General features: G+C 43.1%; 17 protein-coding genes and 1 riboswitch. Of the genes, 14 read left to right on the forward strand and 3 right to left on the reverse strand.

Annotated elements, in window-relative coordinates:
- Positions 1–10: 10 nt before the first annotated feature.
- On the reverse strand, positions 11–1,612 hold the full coding sequence (locus ACLI1A_RS02750; RefSeq protein ID WP_411405845.1) for a S8 family serine peptidase: 1,602 nt from the start codon (positions 1,610–1,612) through the stop codon (positions 11–13).
- Positions 1,613–1,752: 140 nt separating this feature from the next.
- Here ACLI1A_RS02750 and ACLI1A_RS02755 point away from each other — a divergent pair, with 140 nt between their 5' ends.
- The 5 genes from ACLI1A_RS02755 to ACLI1A_RS02775 all read left to right on the forward strand — a co-directional run bounded on the left by ACLI1A_RS02755 (position 1,753) and on the right by ACLI1A_RS02775 (position 6,935).
- Positions 1,753–2,616 (forward strand): EamA/RhaT family transporter, encoded by an 864-nt coding sequence (locus ACLI1A_RS02755; protein WP_411405847.1) that lies wholly within the window; start codon positions 1,753–1,755, stop codon positions 2,614–2,616.
- 123 nt (positions 2,617–2,739) lie between these two features.
- A riboswitch (SAM riboswitch) is annotated at positions 2,740–2,844 on the forward strand.
- A 139-nt stretch (positions 2,845–2,983) separates the two neighbouring features.
- Positions 2,984–4,159: a trans-sulfuration enzyme family protein gene (locus tag ACLI1A_RS02760; protein ID WP_411405849.1), complete on the forward strand. Its 1,176-nt coding sequence runs from the start codon at positions 2,984–2,986 to the stop codon at positions 4,157–4,159.
- Positions 4,160–4,212: 53 nt separating this feature from the next.
- Positions 4,213–5,436, forward strand: coding sequence for a homoserine dehydrogenase (locus ACLI1A_RS02765; protein WP_411405851.1), 1,224 nt, complete (start codon positions 4,213–4,215; stop codon positions 5,434–5,436).
- 162 nt (positions 5,437–5,598) lie between these two features.
- Positions 5,599–6,189 carry an LURP-one-related/scramblase family protein gene (locus ACLI1A_RS02770; RefSeq protein ID WP_411405853.1) on the forward strand — a complete coding sequence of 197 codons (591 nt, stop codon included), beginning with the start codon at positions 5,599–5,601 and terminating at the stop codon, positions 6,187–6,189.
- 203 nt (positions 6,190–6,392) lie between these two features.
- The gene (locus ACLI1A_RS02775; protein WP_411405855.1) at positions 6,393–6,935 is read left to right on the forward strand and encodes a 3-hydroxyanthranilate 3,4-dioxygenase; all 543 of its coding nucleotides are present in this window, start codon (positions 6,393–6,395) and stop codon (positions 6,933–6,935) included.
- A gap of 151 nt (positions 6,936–7,086) precedes the next feature.
- Here the strand turns inward: ACLI1A_RS02775 and ACLI1A_RS02780 are convergent, their stop codons facing one another.
- Entirely contained in the window at positions 7,087–7,419 is a 333-nt protein-coding gene (locus ACLI1A_RS02780; protein ID WP_411405857.1) for a single-stranded DNA-binding protein, read from the reverse strand.
- 171 nt (positions 7,420–7,590) lie between these two features.
- Here ACLI1A_RS02780 and ACLI1A_RS02785 point away from each other — a divergent pair, with 171 nt between their 5' ends.
- From ACLI1A_RS02785 to ACLI1A_RS02825, 9 genes are all read left to right on the forward strand, one after another.
- Positions 7,591–8,310, forward strand: coding sequence for an SIMPL domain-containing protein (locus ACLI1A_RS02785; protein ID WP_411405859.1), 720 nt, complete (start codon positions 7,591–7,593; stop codon positions 8,308–8,310).
- Between the two features lie 2 nt (positions 8,311–8,312).
- Entirely contained in the window at positions 8,313–9,020 is a 708-nt protein-coding gene (locus ACLI1A_RS02790) for a class I SAM-dependent methyltransferase (RefSeq protein ID WP_411405861.1), read from the forward strand.
- Between the two features lie 22 nt (positions 9,021–9,042).
- Positions 9,043–9,660 carry a hypothetical protein gene (locus ACLI1A_RS02795; RefSeq protein WP_411405863.1) on the forward strand — a complete coding sequence of 206 codons (618 nt, stop codon included), beginning with the start codon at positions 9,043–9,045 and terminating at the stop codon, positions 9,658–9,660.
- A gap of 85 nt (positions 9,661–9,745) precedes the next feature.
- On the forward strand, positions 9,746–10,420 hold the full coding sequence (locus ACLI1A_RS02800) for a DUF2625 domain-containing protein (protein WP_411405865.1): 675 nt from the start codon (positions 9,746–9,748) through the stop codon (positions 10,418–10,420).
- Position 10,421: 1 nt separating this feature from the next.
- Complete coding sequence (locus tag ACLI1A_RS02805; protein ID WP_411405867.1) at positions 10,422–10,922, forward strand: hypothetical protein; 501 nt, start codon at positions 10,422–10,424, stop codon at positions 10,920–10,922.
- A gap of 7 nt (positions 10,923–10,929) precedes the next feature.
- Positions 10,930–11,415, forward strand: a complete 486-nt coding sequence (locus ACLI1A_RS02810) for a hypothetical protein (protein WP_411405869.1) — start codon at positions 10,930–10,932, stop codon at positions 11,413–11,415.
- Between the two features lie 77 nt (positions 11,416–11,492).
- Positions 11,493–13,157: a GNAT family N-acetyltransferase gene (locus ACLI1A_RS02815; RefSeq protein WP_411405871.1), complete on the forward strand. Its 1,665-nt coding sequence runs from the start codon at positions 11,493–11,495 to the stop codon at positions 13,155–13,157.
- Between the two features lie 7 nt (positions 13,158–13,164).
- A complete protein-coding gene (locus tag ACLI1A_RS02820; protein ID WP_411405873.1) occupies positions 13,165–13,515 on the forward strand; it encodes a hypothetical protein in 351 nt (116 codons plus the stop codon).
- Entirely contained in the window at positions 13,515–14,306 is a 792-nt protein-coding gene (locus ACLI1A_RS02825; protein ID WP_411405875.1) for an NAD(P)H-binding protein, read from the forward strand. Before ACLI1A_RS02820 ends, ACLI1A_RS02825 begins: the two co-directional genes overlap by 1 nt.
- Before the next feature lie 60 nt (positions 14,307–14,366).
- Here the strand turns inward: ACLI1A_RS02825 and ACLI1A_RS02830 are convergent, their stop codons facing one another.
- Positions 14,367–15,029: a response regulator gene (locus ACLI1A_RS02830; protein ID WP_411405877.1), complete on the reverse strand. Its 663-nt coding sequence runs from the start codon at positions 15,027–15,029 to the stop codon at positions 14,367–14,369.
- Between the last annotated feature and the right edge of the window lie 247 nt (positions 15,030–15,276).

A 15,276-nucleotide genomic window follows, 5' to 3' on the forward strand; every position in this document is an offset into this window, starting at 1 on the left:
GGTTATAGTATCAGTTTTTTACCAGCTTTCCGGTGCTGTTGCCTAAGGCGTTTTCTATGCGGTAGTTGTATATTCCGGCAGATAACCTGCTTATATCTACCTGGTTTTTGGCAGTTGTTAGTTGAGTTTTCATCACTATTTGCCCCAGGTTGTTGTACAGCACAAAATAAGCTGCTTCACCTTCCGGCAGGTTGATGTTTACTACATCATTCACCGGATTCGGGTACACAGTTATGCCATTTTTATCGGCCTTTGGAGTGTCGAGTGTACTTTGGTATGCCGCCCAAAAATCAGGGATGCCGTAGCCATAATAGGCATTCGGCGTGGTATACCGGTCGGCTGATTGTTTTATAAGTTGCAGCAATTCGGCATTGGTCAGGTCGGGCAATGCCTGCCACAAACAAGCCACAAGCCCGGCTGTTATGGGGCTGGAAAACGAAGTGCCGTTACCCGTGTAGATATTACCATCGGTAGCAGCATAAGCACTGCCCAGGCCCATAGCCATAACATCGGGTTTTATGCGGTTGTCGGCGCTTGGCCCTATCGAACTGAAGTACGCATACTGCTCACTACTGTCTACAGCACCTACGGTAAGCACGTTTACCGCATCGGCAGGAACGCCTATGTGCGGGTTTGCCCCAAAGCCACTGTTACCCGCCGAAACGACTATAAACATACCACGGCTAAAGGCAATATCTGCGCCTCGCGAAATAAAGGCTGTTTGTCCGTCCATTTCGTCGTAAGTATAGCTGTAAGCAGCATTTTCGTAGGTAAAATATCCAAGGGAAGTATTTATAACATCGACACCCAGGCTGTCGGCTTCTTCGGCGGCTTCCACCCAAAACGATTCTTCCACGGGGTTTTCATACGTCATGCTTTCGGTTACAAAAAGATAGTAAAACGCATCGGGCGCGGTACCCACAAGCTGGTTGTCTGCATATCCGCCCATAGTGCTCAGTACCATAGTGCCGTGTGAGCCTCCTGTATATACGTTGTCTGAGTTTTCTACAAAATTGTGCCCGCCCAGTACCAGGTTGTTGTCGTACAAATGCTGCATTACCGGAGAACTGTCAGTATTAGGGAAACCCGCATCGAGCACGGCAATAGTCATGCCCGTACCGGTAAAATTCGCCTGGTGCAGCAGGTGCCCGTTCAGCATCTGTATCTGCGTAGCCCCTGTACCGTAGTTGTACTCGGTTTGAGTTTCCAACTGTTTGTTAGTGGGTTTTGTTTTTGCCTTGGCAGGTTTTCCGTTCAGGGTGTCGTCGGCAAAATCTACAGATGCCACATACGAAAGTGAGGTAAGGGCGGTAATATCTTCTATAGTACCACGAACGTGCATGGCATTTAGCCATTTGCTTTTTGCCATAACGGTAATGCCCGTTGCGGTAGTAACGCCGTCTATGTATTCAGGGTGTATGGGTACGTCTTTTTCGTCTAAGGCTATACCTTGGTTAGTACGCCTGTCCAGCGCTTTTTGCGACAGCATTTCCAGCGGATTTGCCAGGTAATAGTCGGTATCCGGTTTGTCTGTAAAATATACCCAGGCATCCTGCTGGGCAAATACAGGCGAAACAAAAAGTATAAACAACAGTATGCAAAGTCTTTTCATAAGGCAATCTTTAATTCCTTAAACCACAAGCTACAAACGTAACACTATACCGTACTTTTGTGATTAGGCTTTCAAATATACGATTTATAACGCCATCAAATTTTAAAAGCCTATTTTAGCGCGTTTAAAACTTTTTAGAGATGCTGTACTTAATGCTGAGCATACTATGCAGCGTATCGGTAGGGGTTATTTTTAAAATTGCAGGCAAAAATGCACGCCGCAGTACCCAGCTGATATTGTGCAATTATGTAGTGGCACTGCTACTGTGCTACCTTTTCTTTGAACCCGAAACCAATGTTGCTTACCTTCAGGATCACTGGGCGCTGTACGGTGCGCTTATGGTGCTGCTACCGTCTATATTCCTGTTCCTGGCTGCTTCTGTAAAACATGTGGGCATTGTAAAAACCGATGCTGCCCAAAGGCTGTCGTTGTTTATACCCATACTGGCCGCATGGCTTATATTTCGGGAGGCATTTAACGGCTGGAAAATACTGGGGCTTGCAGTAGGTTTTCCTGCACTGCTGCTGATACTTAGCAAGAAAGGCGAAGCCGGAAAATCGGGGCGCGACTGGCTGTATCCGGCGGTAGTGTTACTGGGTTTCGGTATTGTAGACACCTTGTTTAAACAGGTGGCGCTGCTGCAAAAACCGGGGTATACCACATCGTTGTTTATAATATTTGCGGGGGCATTGGTGGTAACTTTTGCCGTTACGGTATACGAAGCGGTTTTTCAGCGCAAAAAAATAGAACCCATTAACTTTGCCTACGGGTTACTTATAGGCATTTTTAACTTTGGGAATATCCTTTTTTACCTAAAAGCGCATAAGGCTTTTGCCGAAAATCCTTCTACGGTTTTTGCTTCCATGAACATGGGGGTTATTGTTTTGGGTAGTCTTACCGGGGTATTTTTGTTTAAGGAAAAACTTACATTTAAAAATTATATCGGAATAGTGCTGGCACTGTTGGCAATAATTTTCATTACATTGTCGCAAATTTTTAAATAGTGTAAATGTTTGTTAATTAGTGTTTTGTGGATTAAATTCAAAAGAGGTTGAAAATTTTTTTCAAAAAATGTTTGGAAAATAAAAAACTCCTCCCTTACCTTTGCTGCAAGTTCTTCAAAATTATTCTTATCCAGAAAGACCGAGGGAATTGACCCGATGACGTCTTGGCAACCTGTTGAAAAATAAGGTGCCACATTCAACCCTGCCTTTGGTAGGGAAAGATAAGTAAGAAACAGCAATTATATAATTACACATATATGCCTTTCTGACTTGTCGGGAAGGCTTTTTTTATTTTATGCCTTTTCGATACCTGGCTTTGAATAGTTTTTGAGAAACGTAAATGTTTAACAAAAATTAATTCGAAAAGATGAAAGAACAAACTGCAATCCTGAACAACCTGCCTATCGATCCATTAACCGGAAGTATTTCGGTGCCTATTTACCAAACTTCAACATTTGTGCAGGATGCACCAGGCGTACACAAAGGTTTTGACTATGCCCGCAGCAACAACCCTACCCGTAAGGTACTTGAAGATACTATTGCCCAACTTGAAAACGGTACTAACGGTTATGCTTTTGCCAGCGGCCTTGCAGCCATTGATGCTGTTATAAAACTGCTTAGCGCCGGTGATGAGGTTATTGCAGTAGACGATATTTACGGTGGTGCTTTCAGGTTGTTTACACATGTGTACCAAAAATTTGGCATCAGCATTAAGTACGTAGATACTACAAACGCACAAAACGTAGCCGATGCCGTAACCGACAAAACCAAACTTATCTGGATAGAGTCGCCTACAAACCCTACACTAAAAATTTCTGATATTGAGGCTATTGGTAAAATTGCCAAAGCAAACAACATACTACTTTGCGTAGACAACACTTTTGCTTCGCCAATAGCACAAAAACCACTTAACCTTGGTGCCGACATCGTGGTACATAGCGCTACAAAATACCTTTCGGGCCACAGCGACCTTATTGCCGGCCTTGTAGTAACCGCTACACAGGAACTTGGCGATAAGATAAAATTCATACAAAATGCTTCGGGTGCTATCCTTGGGCCGTTTGACAGCTGGTTAGTAATCCGCGGTATAGAAACCCTTAGCCTGCGTATTAAGGCACATGCCGAAAATGCACAGAAAGTGGCCGAATACCTTCTTGAAGAAAAACTGGTTAAAAACGTATACTACCCAGGCCTTGCCACGCACCACAACCACGAAATTGCTAAAAAACAACAAAAGTACTTTGGCGGTGTTGTAACGTTTGATCTGGTTATAGACGACAAAGAACTTGCCAGCAAAATAGTAAGCAGCACTAAGCTGTTTAAGCTTGCCGAGAGCCTTGGTGGTGTGAAGAGCCTACTGTGTTTACCGTGTGAAATGACCCACAAGTCTATCCCGGCAGAAAAGCGTTACCAGGCAGGTGTTACAGATAGCCTTATACGCCTTAGCGTAGGCCTTGAAGATGCAGACGATCTTATTGAAGACCTGAAACAGGCTTTTGCAGTAGCAGTAAGCGTTCAGGAAAATGCTACAGCGACCGTTTAATAAAAAGAAAAAATAAAATCACCTCAGGATAGGGAAAAATGGCTAGAAAACAATTGAATATAGGCTTATTTGGGTTTGGTGTAGTAGGGCATGGCTTATATGAAGTACTGCAAAAAACTCCGGGCCTTCAGGCAACAATCAAGAACATTTGCGTAAAAGACAAGAACAAGCAGCGTGAAATAGGCCCGGAAAATTTTACGTACGATAAAAACGACATCCTTAACGACGACAGCATTAATGTTGTGGTAGAGCTTATAGACGATGCCGATGCTGCATACGAAATTGTAACGGCTGCACTAAAAAAAGGAAAGGCTGTGGTAAGTGCCAACAAAAAGATGGTGGCCGAACACTTTGCCGAACTGCTGCAACTGCAACGCGAGTACAATGTGCCGCTGCTGTATGAAGCAGCTGCATGTGCCAGTATGCCAATAATCCGAAACCTGGAGGAGTATTATGATAACGACCTGCTGGATTCTATTGAGGGTATTGTAAACGGTAGTACAAACTATATACTTACCAAGACTTTTTCGGAAAACCTTAGCTATGCCGACGCGCTGAAACAGGCACAGGATCTTGGCTTTGCCGAAAGCAACCCAATACTGGATACCGGCGGTTTTGATGCCAAATACAAACTACAGATACTGCTTGCGCACTCGTTTGGTTACATAGCCACCCCGGATGAGATATTTAACCTGGGTATAGACAACATAGGTGAGCTGGAGCTGAAATACGCTAAAGAAAAAGGCCTAAAAATTAAGCTGGTAGCACAGGCTTTTAAAGGTGCAGACAATACCATTTCGGCGTTTGTAACCCCTAAGTTTGTAACTCCTGAAGACAGGTTGTATAACGTAGACGACGTGTTTAACGGCGTACTTACCAAAACCTACTTTGCCGATACGCACTTCTTTGTGGGGCGTGGGGCAGGGGCGTATCCTACGGCATCGGCGGTGCTGTCTGATATTTCGGCACTAAGCTACGATTACCGTTATGAATACAAGAAAATACTACGTCAGGAAAACCTTAGCCTGAGCAACGATGCCGAGCTTAAGGTGCTGCTGCGCCACCAAAAGGACGACGCTGAAGCCCTGAAACTGAAATTTAATACCGTAGAGGAAGCCTACCTGAACAACAGCGAAGGCTACATTACAGGAGATATTACACTAAATAACCTGAAACAACTACAACAACAATACGGCACCGATGTTTCTTTTATACTTATTAATGTAGTAAAGGAAACAAAGAGCGCCTCCACAGCGCAGGTTGCAGTACCTGCGTAACAAACAAGGATTTTCTTTCAACTATTTTCCAATTACCGGAAGCCTCCCTACACCACTGGGGAGGCTTCTTTTTTTTAACAAAAAACCGTTTATGTTGTTCTTTTAGTTATATTAGCGCTGCTAATTTTTTAAAAAGTTCAATTTTTTAACCAACCACCTATTATGGAATCAACCTTCTTTGACGGGAACACGTACTTTATTGATGAAAAAGTAAACATGTTCAAATTTGAAAACGCCTACCGTTTATACGATGGCGAAGGCAAACAACTGGGTAACATTAACCAGAAACTTACCGGCGGACAAAAAGCGCTAAGGCTTTTGCTAAACAAAAAAATGCTACCGTTCCTGCTGGAAATCCGTGACGAACAAGGACAGCTTCAGGCTACTATTTCTCGTGGATGGACATTCTTTATGTCTAAAATCGTAATTGCCGATGCAACCGGAACGCCTGTAGGACAGATTAAGCAAAAGTTTACCCTGCTAAAACCTGCTTTTAATATTATGGATATGGCCGGTATTTCGCTGGGGTATATTAAAGGCGACTTTGTAGCGTGGGACTTTAAAATCACCGATGCTAAAAACCAACCGATAGGTGTGGTAAACAAAAAGTGGGCAGGTGCGCTTAAAGAGCTGTTCACTACGGCTGATAAATACCACGTACACATTAGTGGCGCTCTGGAAGACAAAAGAACACGTATAGCTATTATTTCTGCCGCAGTAACCATAGATATGGTACTGAAAGAAAGCAAGTAATAAGTAGTATACCATACAAAAAGCAATAAAGCGACCCGAAAAAGGTCGCTTTTGTTGTTTAAAGAAGTTTGGCATACCGCCAAAAAACTGATAAAAATCAGCGGTGGTGCGGCAGAAAGCCGTAATTTTATGAGGAGTTTACAGTGCTTGTTTCACTGCTTAGATTCGTAACTGATAATTTATAATTCCAAATTGAAAATACTATGGCACTAACACCGCCTTTTAACCTGAATAAATGGATTGATGATAACCGCCACCTGCTAAAACCACCGGTAGGCAACAAAAATATATACCCGCTTTCTGATGATTATATAGTTATGGTAGTAGCCGGCCCAAACGCCCGTAAAGACTACCACTATAATGAAACCGAAGAGCTGTTTTACCAGCTGGAGGGCAGTATAAAGGTAATTGTTCAGGATGAAGGCGAACGCAGGGAAATGGAACTGCACGCCGGGGATATGTATCTGCATCCGGCCAAAGTACCCCATAGCCCTGTACGCAGTGAAGGCTCTATAGGCCTGGTAATAGAGCGTGTAAGGGCAGGCCGCGGCTTTACCGACGGGCTGCTTTGGTTTTGCGACAACTGCAACCACAAACTGCACGAAGTATACTTTGAGCTGCACAACATAGAAAAAGACTTCCTGCCGCACTACAAGCACTTTTACAATTCGGAAGCGCTGCGTACCTGCAAAAGTTGCGGGCACGTACTCCCTACTGATGAGCGCTATGTAGCCAAAGAGGAATAACAATAACTTTTTTTGTCCATTGTCACCCGGCACGGACTGCATCATTACCCATAACGGTTTGTGTGCAGCCCGTGCTTTTTTACATTTGGTTGGTACTGTTGGGCAACAAGGCATTAAAAATTGGTTGGGTTGTTAAGCGCGGTTGGTTTTGCTATCTCCCGAATAAAATAATTTCACTGATAACTATTTCAGTAATGTATTTCTTTTCACCGTTCTGGGCGTCGTAGCTGCGGTAGGTAAGCTTTCCTTCCAGGGCAAGCTCCTTGCCTTTGGTCACGTATTTTTCTACAATCTCTGCGGTTTTCCCCCAGGCGGTAACATTGTGCCACTGTGTATCGGTTACCTTTTCGCCCTTGTCGTTATAAAAGCTTTCGTTAGTAGCTACGGTAAGGCGTGCCAGCTTTTTACCGTCGGTAAAGGTTTTTATCTCCGGTGCGTTACCCGCATTGCCTATTAGCTGTACCCTGTTTTTTAATGTATTCATGGCGTATAAGAAATTAAAAAGTTAACGTTATATGTATTGGTTATCTGTGTATCTTTCAATCACATTGCAAAGTTGCGCCAACCGCCAACCCACAATCGGTAGTTAACCGCTTATTATCGGTTGTAGCCATTTGTAAACGTTTGTATGAATAATAAAAACCAATTATCACCCATGAAAAAACACTTCTTCTTATTACTATTTGTTACCTGTGCTGCCTTTGCGCAAACGCCTAAAACCGGTAGCGAACTTGTAGCCGAGGGTAAGGCAAAAGTTAAGGTAAAACCCGATGTGGTAACCCTTAAAGTTGATGTACGCAAGCGCAACGATGTAGAAGCGGAGGCTCTAAAAGCCCTGAATACCGAAACCACTGCCCTGAAACAATACCTTGTAAAATCGGGTGTGCCGGATAAAGCCATAAAAATTGCCGAATATTCTGTAAGCAGTAACGACCGCTACAACAGTTCTGCCCCGGAAAAGAAATCGTATACGGCATCTGCATCGCTTACCATAGAAATGCAGCTGGATAACAAACTGCTTGATATGGTGTATACTGAATTACAGTCGGGCAAGTACCAGGACGTGTCGGTAAACTATACCACAGGACTGTCTGAGGAATTACAGAAAGCCACATCGGTAAAACTTTTAGAAAAAGCCATAGCTGATGCCCGTGCCAATGCCGATAACATGGCCAAGGCTTTGGGCGTAAATATTTCAGGAGTGAAGAGTATCTCTAAATCGGGCAACAACGAACGTTATTATAGGGGTAGTAAATCTTATGAATATGTGTCGAGGTCGCCGCGCTATATGGACGGCACAGTTTTAGGAAACACGGAATTGACAGAAAAGGAAGTGGAAGAAGAGGTTACCATCATCTACGAAATAAGCAAATAACTATGCAAAAATCTACCGTAGCACAAATACGCGAGCGTTTTGATAACGATGTGGAACGTTTCAGCAACCTCGATACCGGGCAGATAAGCACCATCGATGCCAAAATATCGCTGGAGCTGATAACCGAATCGGCTAAACGCATTGTACCCAATGCCATAAATTTACTTGATGTAGGCTGCGGTGCGGGCAACTATACCCTGATGATGTTGGGCAAGCTGCCAGGCCTGAACTGCACCCTGCTCGATTTGAGCCAACCCATGCTTACGAGGGCATTAGAACGCGTTAGCCCAAACACTACGGGCAGTGTAGCCACCGTGTGTGCCGATATCAGGGAAGCGGGACTGGAAGAAGGAAGCTATGATATTATACTGGCAGGGGCGGTACTGCACCACCTTCGCGATGATGCCGACTGGGAAACCACCTTTACCAAGCTGTACAACCTGCTGAAACCCGGCGGCTGCCTGATGATTAGCGACCTGATTATTCAGGAAACCGATGCTATAACCGGCTATACCTGGGAGCGCTACGGCGATTACCTGGAGGGAGTAAACGGTGCAGACTACCGCAAGCATGTTCTGGACTACATAGCCATGGAAGACTCACCCCGCAGCATGACGTACCAACTCGATTTAATGAAACGCGTAGGCTTTACCAAAACCGAGATCCTGCACAAGAATATGTGCTTCGGGGCTTTTGGGGGAGTGAAGTAACAAAATCCATATAAAACAGCTGATGAAGAATATTTTAAAATGGCTGGCGGGGTTAGGCTGCCTTGGAATGGTTATCTATATAGGGTACTTCGTTGTTTCTTTTTTGGCAATAGCCGGAATGTTTGATACAGATTATAGCGTAACGGAACTGAAAGAACATTTTGAGAGTAAAAAAACCGAAATCTATGAACTGAAAAGGTATTTTAAATCCATAGTTAAAAAAGATAAATCTGTATACATCGAATTTGACGATGACAATACGCTAAACAGGTTCGGATTTTCAAACCTTACAGATAATGGCTATGAAGATGGAGTTGCCGAGTGGAATATTGATACCGATACGGAACACATGGATAGTTTAATTCAACCTTTGGGCTGGAACAGGGAGACATTAATAAAGTTAAAGGAAAAACTTGATGCTGCCGATTGTATAGGTATTGCCAGTGGAAAACCCACCGAAATTAACTTTAAGCGCTGTGGTATGGGTATGTATAGCTTTATAGTTTTTGATAAGCCAATGAACGATAGTTTAAAAACTCAATACAACGATGGCTGTACCCATATTTATGTAAACAGCAGGTTAGCGCTGGAGTATGGTGGGGGTGCTATAGGAAGTAATTGTTTTTATAATTTGAAATAACAGAGTACTATTAGAATCAACGCTTAAAATGAGGTACGTATTTTTAATGTTTTTTGTTTCTATGATTTCTTTTTCACAAAACAATATGCGTCCAGTAAATGACCTGATAAATAAAGAGGACCCGGGCTGGGTACTCATTTCAGAATGGATAAAAGAAGCTAAAAACAAGGTCGAAGTTTTACCTGTTGACAAGGCCAAAGCTACAGAAGCACTATTTAACATACAGGTTACTACACGTTCGCCTATGGGTGCAATTATCTACGAAACTGGTGGTGTTCTTATCGACGGCGGATGGATTAGGATTTTGGGTTCGGGAAGTACCCGCTTAAACCGGTCGTTGCCCGGCTGGAATCTGGGTAAATCAATCACGACTTACGGGCAGGCAGCCCCGTTTTGGTTAGTGGCAGACGATGCTGTAGGTGGTTTTTTCCTGCTAAACGGTGGTGGATTAGGCTCAGATATCGGTAAAATATATTATCTGGCACCCGATTCATTAGAGTATGAACCGCTGGATTCATCGTATACTGATTTTATTATTTTCTGTTTCAGTGGCGATTTAAATGCTTTTTATGAAAACCTGCGTTGGACGGGCTGGGAAAAAGATATCCAGACACTTGGTGGAGATAAAATGTTTAGTTTTTACCCGTATCTATGGACCAAAGAAGGAAAAGAGATTAATAAATCTTCACGTAAAGCTGTTCCGGTTGAGGAACATTACGGTCTTACAATACACTTTAGGGAACAACTTGGGTTGAAATAATATGAAGTTTCTATTTACATTAATATTCTGCGGCCTTTCATATCTGACTACTGCCCAAATCAGCGGGCAGTTTTACACCGATGGATTTGGTGTGCCGGTTATCGACCCATTTGGCAATGTAGATTTTGACGGTAATTTTTCAGTCAATTTACCAACTGATAACTCCGTTAGAGAGCTTATATTTGAAGTATACAATATTAAGTTTAAGATTGTAAATATTCCTAAGGATTTATACAAGATTAATTTGGGAATTATAGAACTACCCGGAAGAAAAAGTATTGACTTAAGGCAATACGAGTTACTATCAGCCGAGCAAAAGAACGATTATTATCCGGTGTACCATTATGCAAATCTCCTGGGGTATGAACACAAAGCGCTTTTAGATAAAGATTATATACTGCTTACCTGTAACGGTGTACAAAAGCAGATAAAGGAGTTCTCTTTTGACTGGAAAACAAATATGATTACTATATATGCAAACAAACTAACCTTTTGCAATTAACCTGATTATGAAGTCAATTTTACTTGTTTTCAGTTTGTTGTTATCAGTATCTGTATTCTCTCAGGAGTTTGAAGTAGACACTGTTGCAAAACCGTATCTTGCTGATTTTAGTAAAATTGTGCATCATGTGCCTAAGAAATTGGTAGTGGAAAACGCTCCCGAAAAGTGGAAAAACTATCCGGTTAATTCCATTGTGTCTCTTTTGGAGTTATTTGATAATGCTGACCGATTTTCCGAAAATGATAAGGTGTGGGCTAAAGCTGCTGCTGAAAGTTTGGCAACAACATTCTATGCCGAAAACAACCTGATTATTTTGTGTTCGTGGGGCTATTCTTCGGGACCCGAAAATCGTATTTCCGAAGCATTTCGCTGCAATAGGACGTTTACTTTAGTTGTTCTTTGTGATGGATGTAAATGTGCAACTGTTGAAATGCAACTGTTTATGGATATTTTCAACAAAAAAATGATGGAACTTGTGTGCCCCAAGCAATAATTAACACCCTCTTAACCACCAACAAACGTTTACAAGCGGAAAGGTTTTTGTATCTTTAGGTCAAAGAAGAAACCCCTATGCAAGCAGAAATTAGCAAAGTAGAATTACGAAACCTCCGTATAGAAGACTATAAAGAGCTCCGCCTTTCCATGCAGCACGCCTATACAGGCAGCGAAATGGATATGGAAGAACCCTACTGGGGCCTGAGCGATATAAAACGCCTTTTAAAAATATTCCCCGAAGGACAGCTGGTGGTACTGGTAGACGGTAAAGTAGTGGGCAGTGCCTTAAGCCTTATTGTCGACCTGAAAAAGGCCACCGCTAACCATACGTACGAAAAAATTACGGGCAACTATAGTTTTGATACGCACGACTATGAGGGCGAGGTGCTGTATGGAATCGACGTGTTTATAGACCCGGCCTACCGTGGCCTGCGCCTGGGCCGCCGCCTGTACGATGCCCGTAAAGAACTGTGCGAGCAGCTGAACCTAAAGAGCATCATTTTTGCGGGGCGTATGCCGCATTTTAACGAGCACGCCGACGAAATTACCCCTAAAGAATACATTGATAAAGTACGCCAAAAGGAGATATTCGATCCGGTGCTGGCGTTTCAGTTAAGCAACGATTTCCACGTGATTAAGATAATGCGCAATTACCTGGAGGGCGATAAAGACAGTCAGGATTACGCTGTGCTTATGGAGTGGAACAATATTTACTATGAAAAAGAACCTAAGCTTATCAATGCTCGTAAGAGCGTGGTGAGGCTGGGATTGGTACAGTGGCAAATGCGTCCGCTGGCAAATGTAGAGGCGCTTTTTGAGCAGGCCGAGTTTTTTATCGATGCGGTTTCGGGGTATGGTAGTGACTTTGCCTTGTTCCCGGAATTGTTCGTGGCGCCGCTTATGGCCGACTTTAACCACCTTAGCGAAGCCGATGCCATACGCGAAATAGCCCGCTACGCCGAACCGATACGTAAGCGCTTCCAGGAAATGGCCATTTCTTACAACATAAATATTATTACCGGAAGTATGCCGCTGGTGGAAGACGGCGTGCTGTACAACGTGGGCTTCCTGTGCAAGCGCGACGGTACCAGCGAAATGTACACCAAAATACACATTACCCCTAACGAGGTGAACTACTGGGGTATGAAAGGCGGTTACGAAATAAAAACCTTTGATACCGATTGTGGCAAAATAGGCATTATTATTTGCTACGATGTGGAGTTCCCGGAACTGAGTCGCCTGCTGGCCGACGAAGGTATGGAGATACTGTTTGTGCCATTCCTTACCGATACCCAAAACGGCTATACCCGTGTGCGCCACTGTGCCCAGGCACGCGCCATAGAAAACGAGTGCTACGTGGCCATAGCAGGCTGTGTGGGTAACCTGCCGGGGGTTAACAATATGGACATACAGTATGCGCAAACGGCGGTGTTTACACCGTCTGACTTTAGTTTCCCCAGTAACGGCATAAAAGCCGAAGCTACCCCCAATACCGAAATGACCATTATTGTAGACTGCGACCTGGATTTACTTAAGGAGTTGCACGAGTTTGGTAGTGTGCGTATCTTAAAAGACCGCAGGCACGACCTGTACAAACTGAAGAAAACGGCTGCATCGCAAAAACTTTCGGATGAGGTTAAGGCGGAAAAAGAAGCTGACACCAAACCGGCCGACGAAAAGCAGGTAAAAACCACAGCCCCGAAAACCACAAAACCATCGCGTAAAACACCAAATAAGTAAACCAAGTATGGAAAAAACCTGCCCGGAATGCGGCGATAAGATAATAGGCCGCGAAGACAAAAAGTTTTGCAGCGATGCCTGCCGGAATGCCTGGAACAACAAGATTAACAAGGATAGCAATAACTATATGCGCAACGTAAACAATAAGTTGCGCCGCAATTACCGTATACTGTGTGAGCTGAATGTTGACGGTAAAACCAAAACTACCCGCAGCAGGCTGGACGAGCGGGGTTTTGACTTTAATTTTTTTACCAATATCTTGCAGACCAAAACCGGTAATACTTATTTCTTTGTGTACGAACAGGGGTATATGCCGCTTGATAATGATTTTTATATACTGGTAAAAAGAGAGTTTTAATGCAAATTTCTATATTAGGATGTGGCTGGTTGGGGTTTCCTTTGGCAGAAACATTAGTAAAAAACCATACGGTTAAAGGTTCGGTAACTACACCCGAAAAGCTGGCTACACTACAGGCAGCAGGTGTTCAGCCGTATTGTATTGACCTAAACAACCCCGATGAAGGTACCATTACAGCCTTTTTGCAAGGCAGCGATGTACTGGTTATAGCCATTCCGCCGAAACTGCGTGCCGAAACGGGTATTTCTTACCCTGAGAAGCTTAATAACCTTTTGCCGTATATTGTTTCGGTAGGAATAAAGAAAGTGCTTTTTACAAGCTCTATATCGGTTTACGGCGAAAGTGAGGCGCTACCACAGGTAGATGAAACTACTGTACCCATTCCGGAAACAGAAAGCGGCAAGCAGGTACTGGCCGCGGAGCAGGTTTTGGCGTTGTGTACCGATTTTAAAACCACTATAGTACGCCTGGGCGGACTAACAGGCGGGGAGCGCCACCCGGTATATCACCTGGCAGGTAGGCAGAACCTGGAAAATCCTGAAGGGCCGGTAAACTTAATTAATCGAGAGGAATGCCTTGCCATTCTTACCGCGGTTATTGATAAAAACTGTTGGGGTGAAGTGTTTACTGCGGTTCATCCTGAAACAAAGAACCGTAAAGAGTATTATACCGAAAAAGCAGCTGAATTAGGTTTGCCGTTACCAAATTTTGTAGAGGGTTCATTAAAAGGCAAGTTTGTAAAAGGACAAGATAAATTGATGGACTTGTTAGGCTTTTCGTTTGAAAAATAAAAAAAGCCTGAACAATATTGTCAGGCTAAAAATACATTGGAGGTTGTGAGCTAAATATTATTAAATGAACCCCTGCGAGCGGGCTTCGTGTATAAGGTCTTCGTCGTTTCCCTCTATATCCAGTAAGCGTTTTATACGGTACTTACGTTTTTCTATAGCGCTGTCACTAAGCGGTATATAGTTGCTCAGGTTTTTGTTTTTTATACCCTTGGCCAGCAATAGTATAATACGCACGTCTATATCTTCCAGCACTATGCCTTTTTCTTTTCTTTTCAGGTAGTTAGATATGGCTTTGCTGTAAAAAATATTACCATCCAGCACTTCTTTAAACGCGTGCTGAAGTTCTTCGGTGCTACAATCGCTTTTGTTTATAAAGCCTTCGGGTTTTACGGTTTCCAGTATATTGGCTATAATATCTATTTCCTTATGCATGGTCATAAGGATTATTTTACATCTGGGCATGGTTTTGCGTATCAGCATGGCCACATCGGCTCCAGATGACAGTTTTTGGTCTTCGTATTGCGGGATACTGTAATCAAGCAGCGCCAGATGGAAGGGTTCATTTCTATGCGCCATTACGGTGTTATAGGCCATTTCGCAATTGCGGGCCTTAACAAATTTAAGATGATCATTTTTGTGATCAAGGTTTTGAAACATGTAGTGGTATCCTTCTAAAACCACCGTATGGTCGTCTACTGCAATGACGTGTAATATGTTGCTCAATTGGGGCGGTTTATTTATTGGCAATGCAAATTTACGGCTTATACAAATACGTGAGTTGCGGAAAATCCGCAATTAAATCGTTATTACTAATAAATAATGTAACCATTTTCTTATGATTTGTTATCAGGCTGTTAAAATTTGCAAGCCTATGGCTGTTGATGTTGTTAAATTTATGGATTTGCTTTTGGGTTAATGGTTAATAAAATCTTAAAATACTGAAATTGAAGCTGCTTATAATGAAGCTGGA

Origin of the sequence: Flavobacterium sp. RHBU_3, assembly GCF_046613565.1 — a bacterium.
GTDB lineage: Bacteria > Bacteroidota > Bacteroidia > Flavobacteriales > Flavobacteriaceae > Flavobacterium.

Bases quoted from the DNA above. Each gene is read 5' to 3' on its own strand.
- ACLI1A_RS02785 (WP_411405859.1), top strand. From the start codon at position 7,591: ATGAAAAAACACTTCTTCTTATTACTATTTGTTACCTGTGCTGCCTTT.
- ACLI1A_RS02795 (WP_411405863.1), top strand. From the start codon at position 9,043: ATGAAGAATATTTTAAAATGGCTGGCGGGGTTAGGCTGCCTTGGAATG.
- ACLI1A_RS02770 (WP_411405853.1), top strand. From the start codon at position 5,599: ATGGAATCAACCTTCTTTGACGGGAACACGTACTTTATTGATGAAAAA.
- ACLI1A_RS02815 (WP_411405871.1), top strand. From the start codon at position 11,493: ATGCAAGCAGAAATTAGCAAAGTAGAATTACGAAACCTCCGTATAGAA.
- ACLI1A_RS02760 (WP_411405849.1), top strand. From the start codon at position 2,984: ATGAAAGAACAAACTGCAATCCTGAACAACCTGCCTATCGATCCATTA.
- ACLI1A_RS02790 (WP_411405861.1), top strand. From the start codon at position 8,313: ATGCAAAAATCTACCGTAGCACAAATACGCGAGCGTTTTGATAACGAT.
- ACLI1A_RS02805 (WP_411405867.1), top strand. From the start codon at position 10,422: ATGAAGTTTCTATTTACATTAATATTCTGCGGCCTTTCATATCTGACT.
- ACLI1A_RS02780 (WP_411405857.1), bottom strand. From the start codon at position 7,419: ATGAATACATTAAAAAACAGGGTACAGCTAATAGGCAATGCGGGTAAC.
- ACLI1A_RS02825 (WP_411405875.1), top strand. From the start codon at position 13,515: ATGCAAATTTCTATATTAGGATGTGGCTGGTTGGGGTTTCCTTTGGCA.
- ACLI1A_RS02750 (WP_411405845.1), bottom strand. From the start codon at position 1,612: ATGAAAAGACTTTGCATACTGTTGTTTATACTTTTTGTTTCGCCTGTA.
- ACLI1A_RS02755 (WP_411405847.1), top strand. From the start codon at position 1,753: ATGCTGTACTTAATGCTGAGCATACTATGCAGCGTATCGGTAGGGGTT.
- ACLI1A_RS02820 (WP_411405873.1), top strand. From the start codon at position 13,165: ATGGAAAAAACCTGCCCGGAATGCGGCGATAAGATAATAGGCCGCGAA.
- ACLI1A_RS02810 (WP_411405869.1), top strand. From the start codon at position 10,930: ATGAAGTCAATTTTACTTGTTTTCAGTTTGTTGTTATCAGTATCTGTA.
- ACLI1A_RS02775 (WP_411405855.1), top strand. From the start codon at position 6,393: ATGGCACTAACACCGCCTTTTAACCTGAATAAATGGATTGATGATAAC.
- ACLI1A_RS02800 (WP_411405865.1), top strand. From the start codon at position 9,746: ATGCGTCCAGTAAATGACCTGATAAATAAAGAGGACCCGGGCTGGGTA.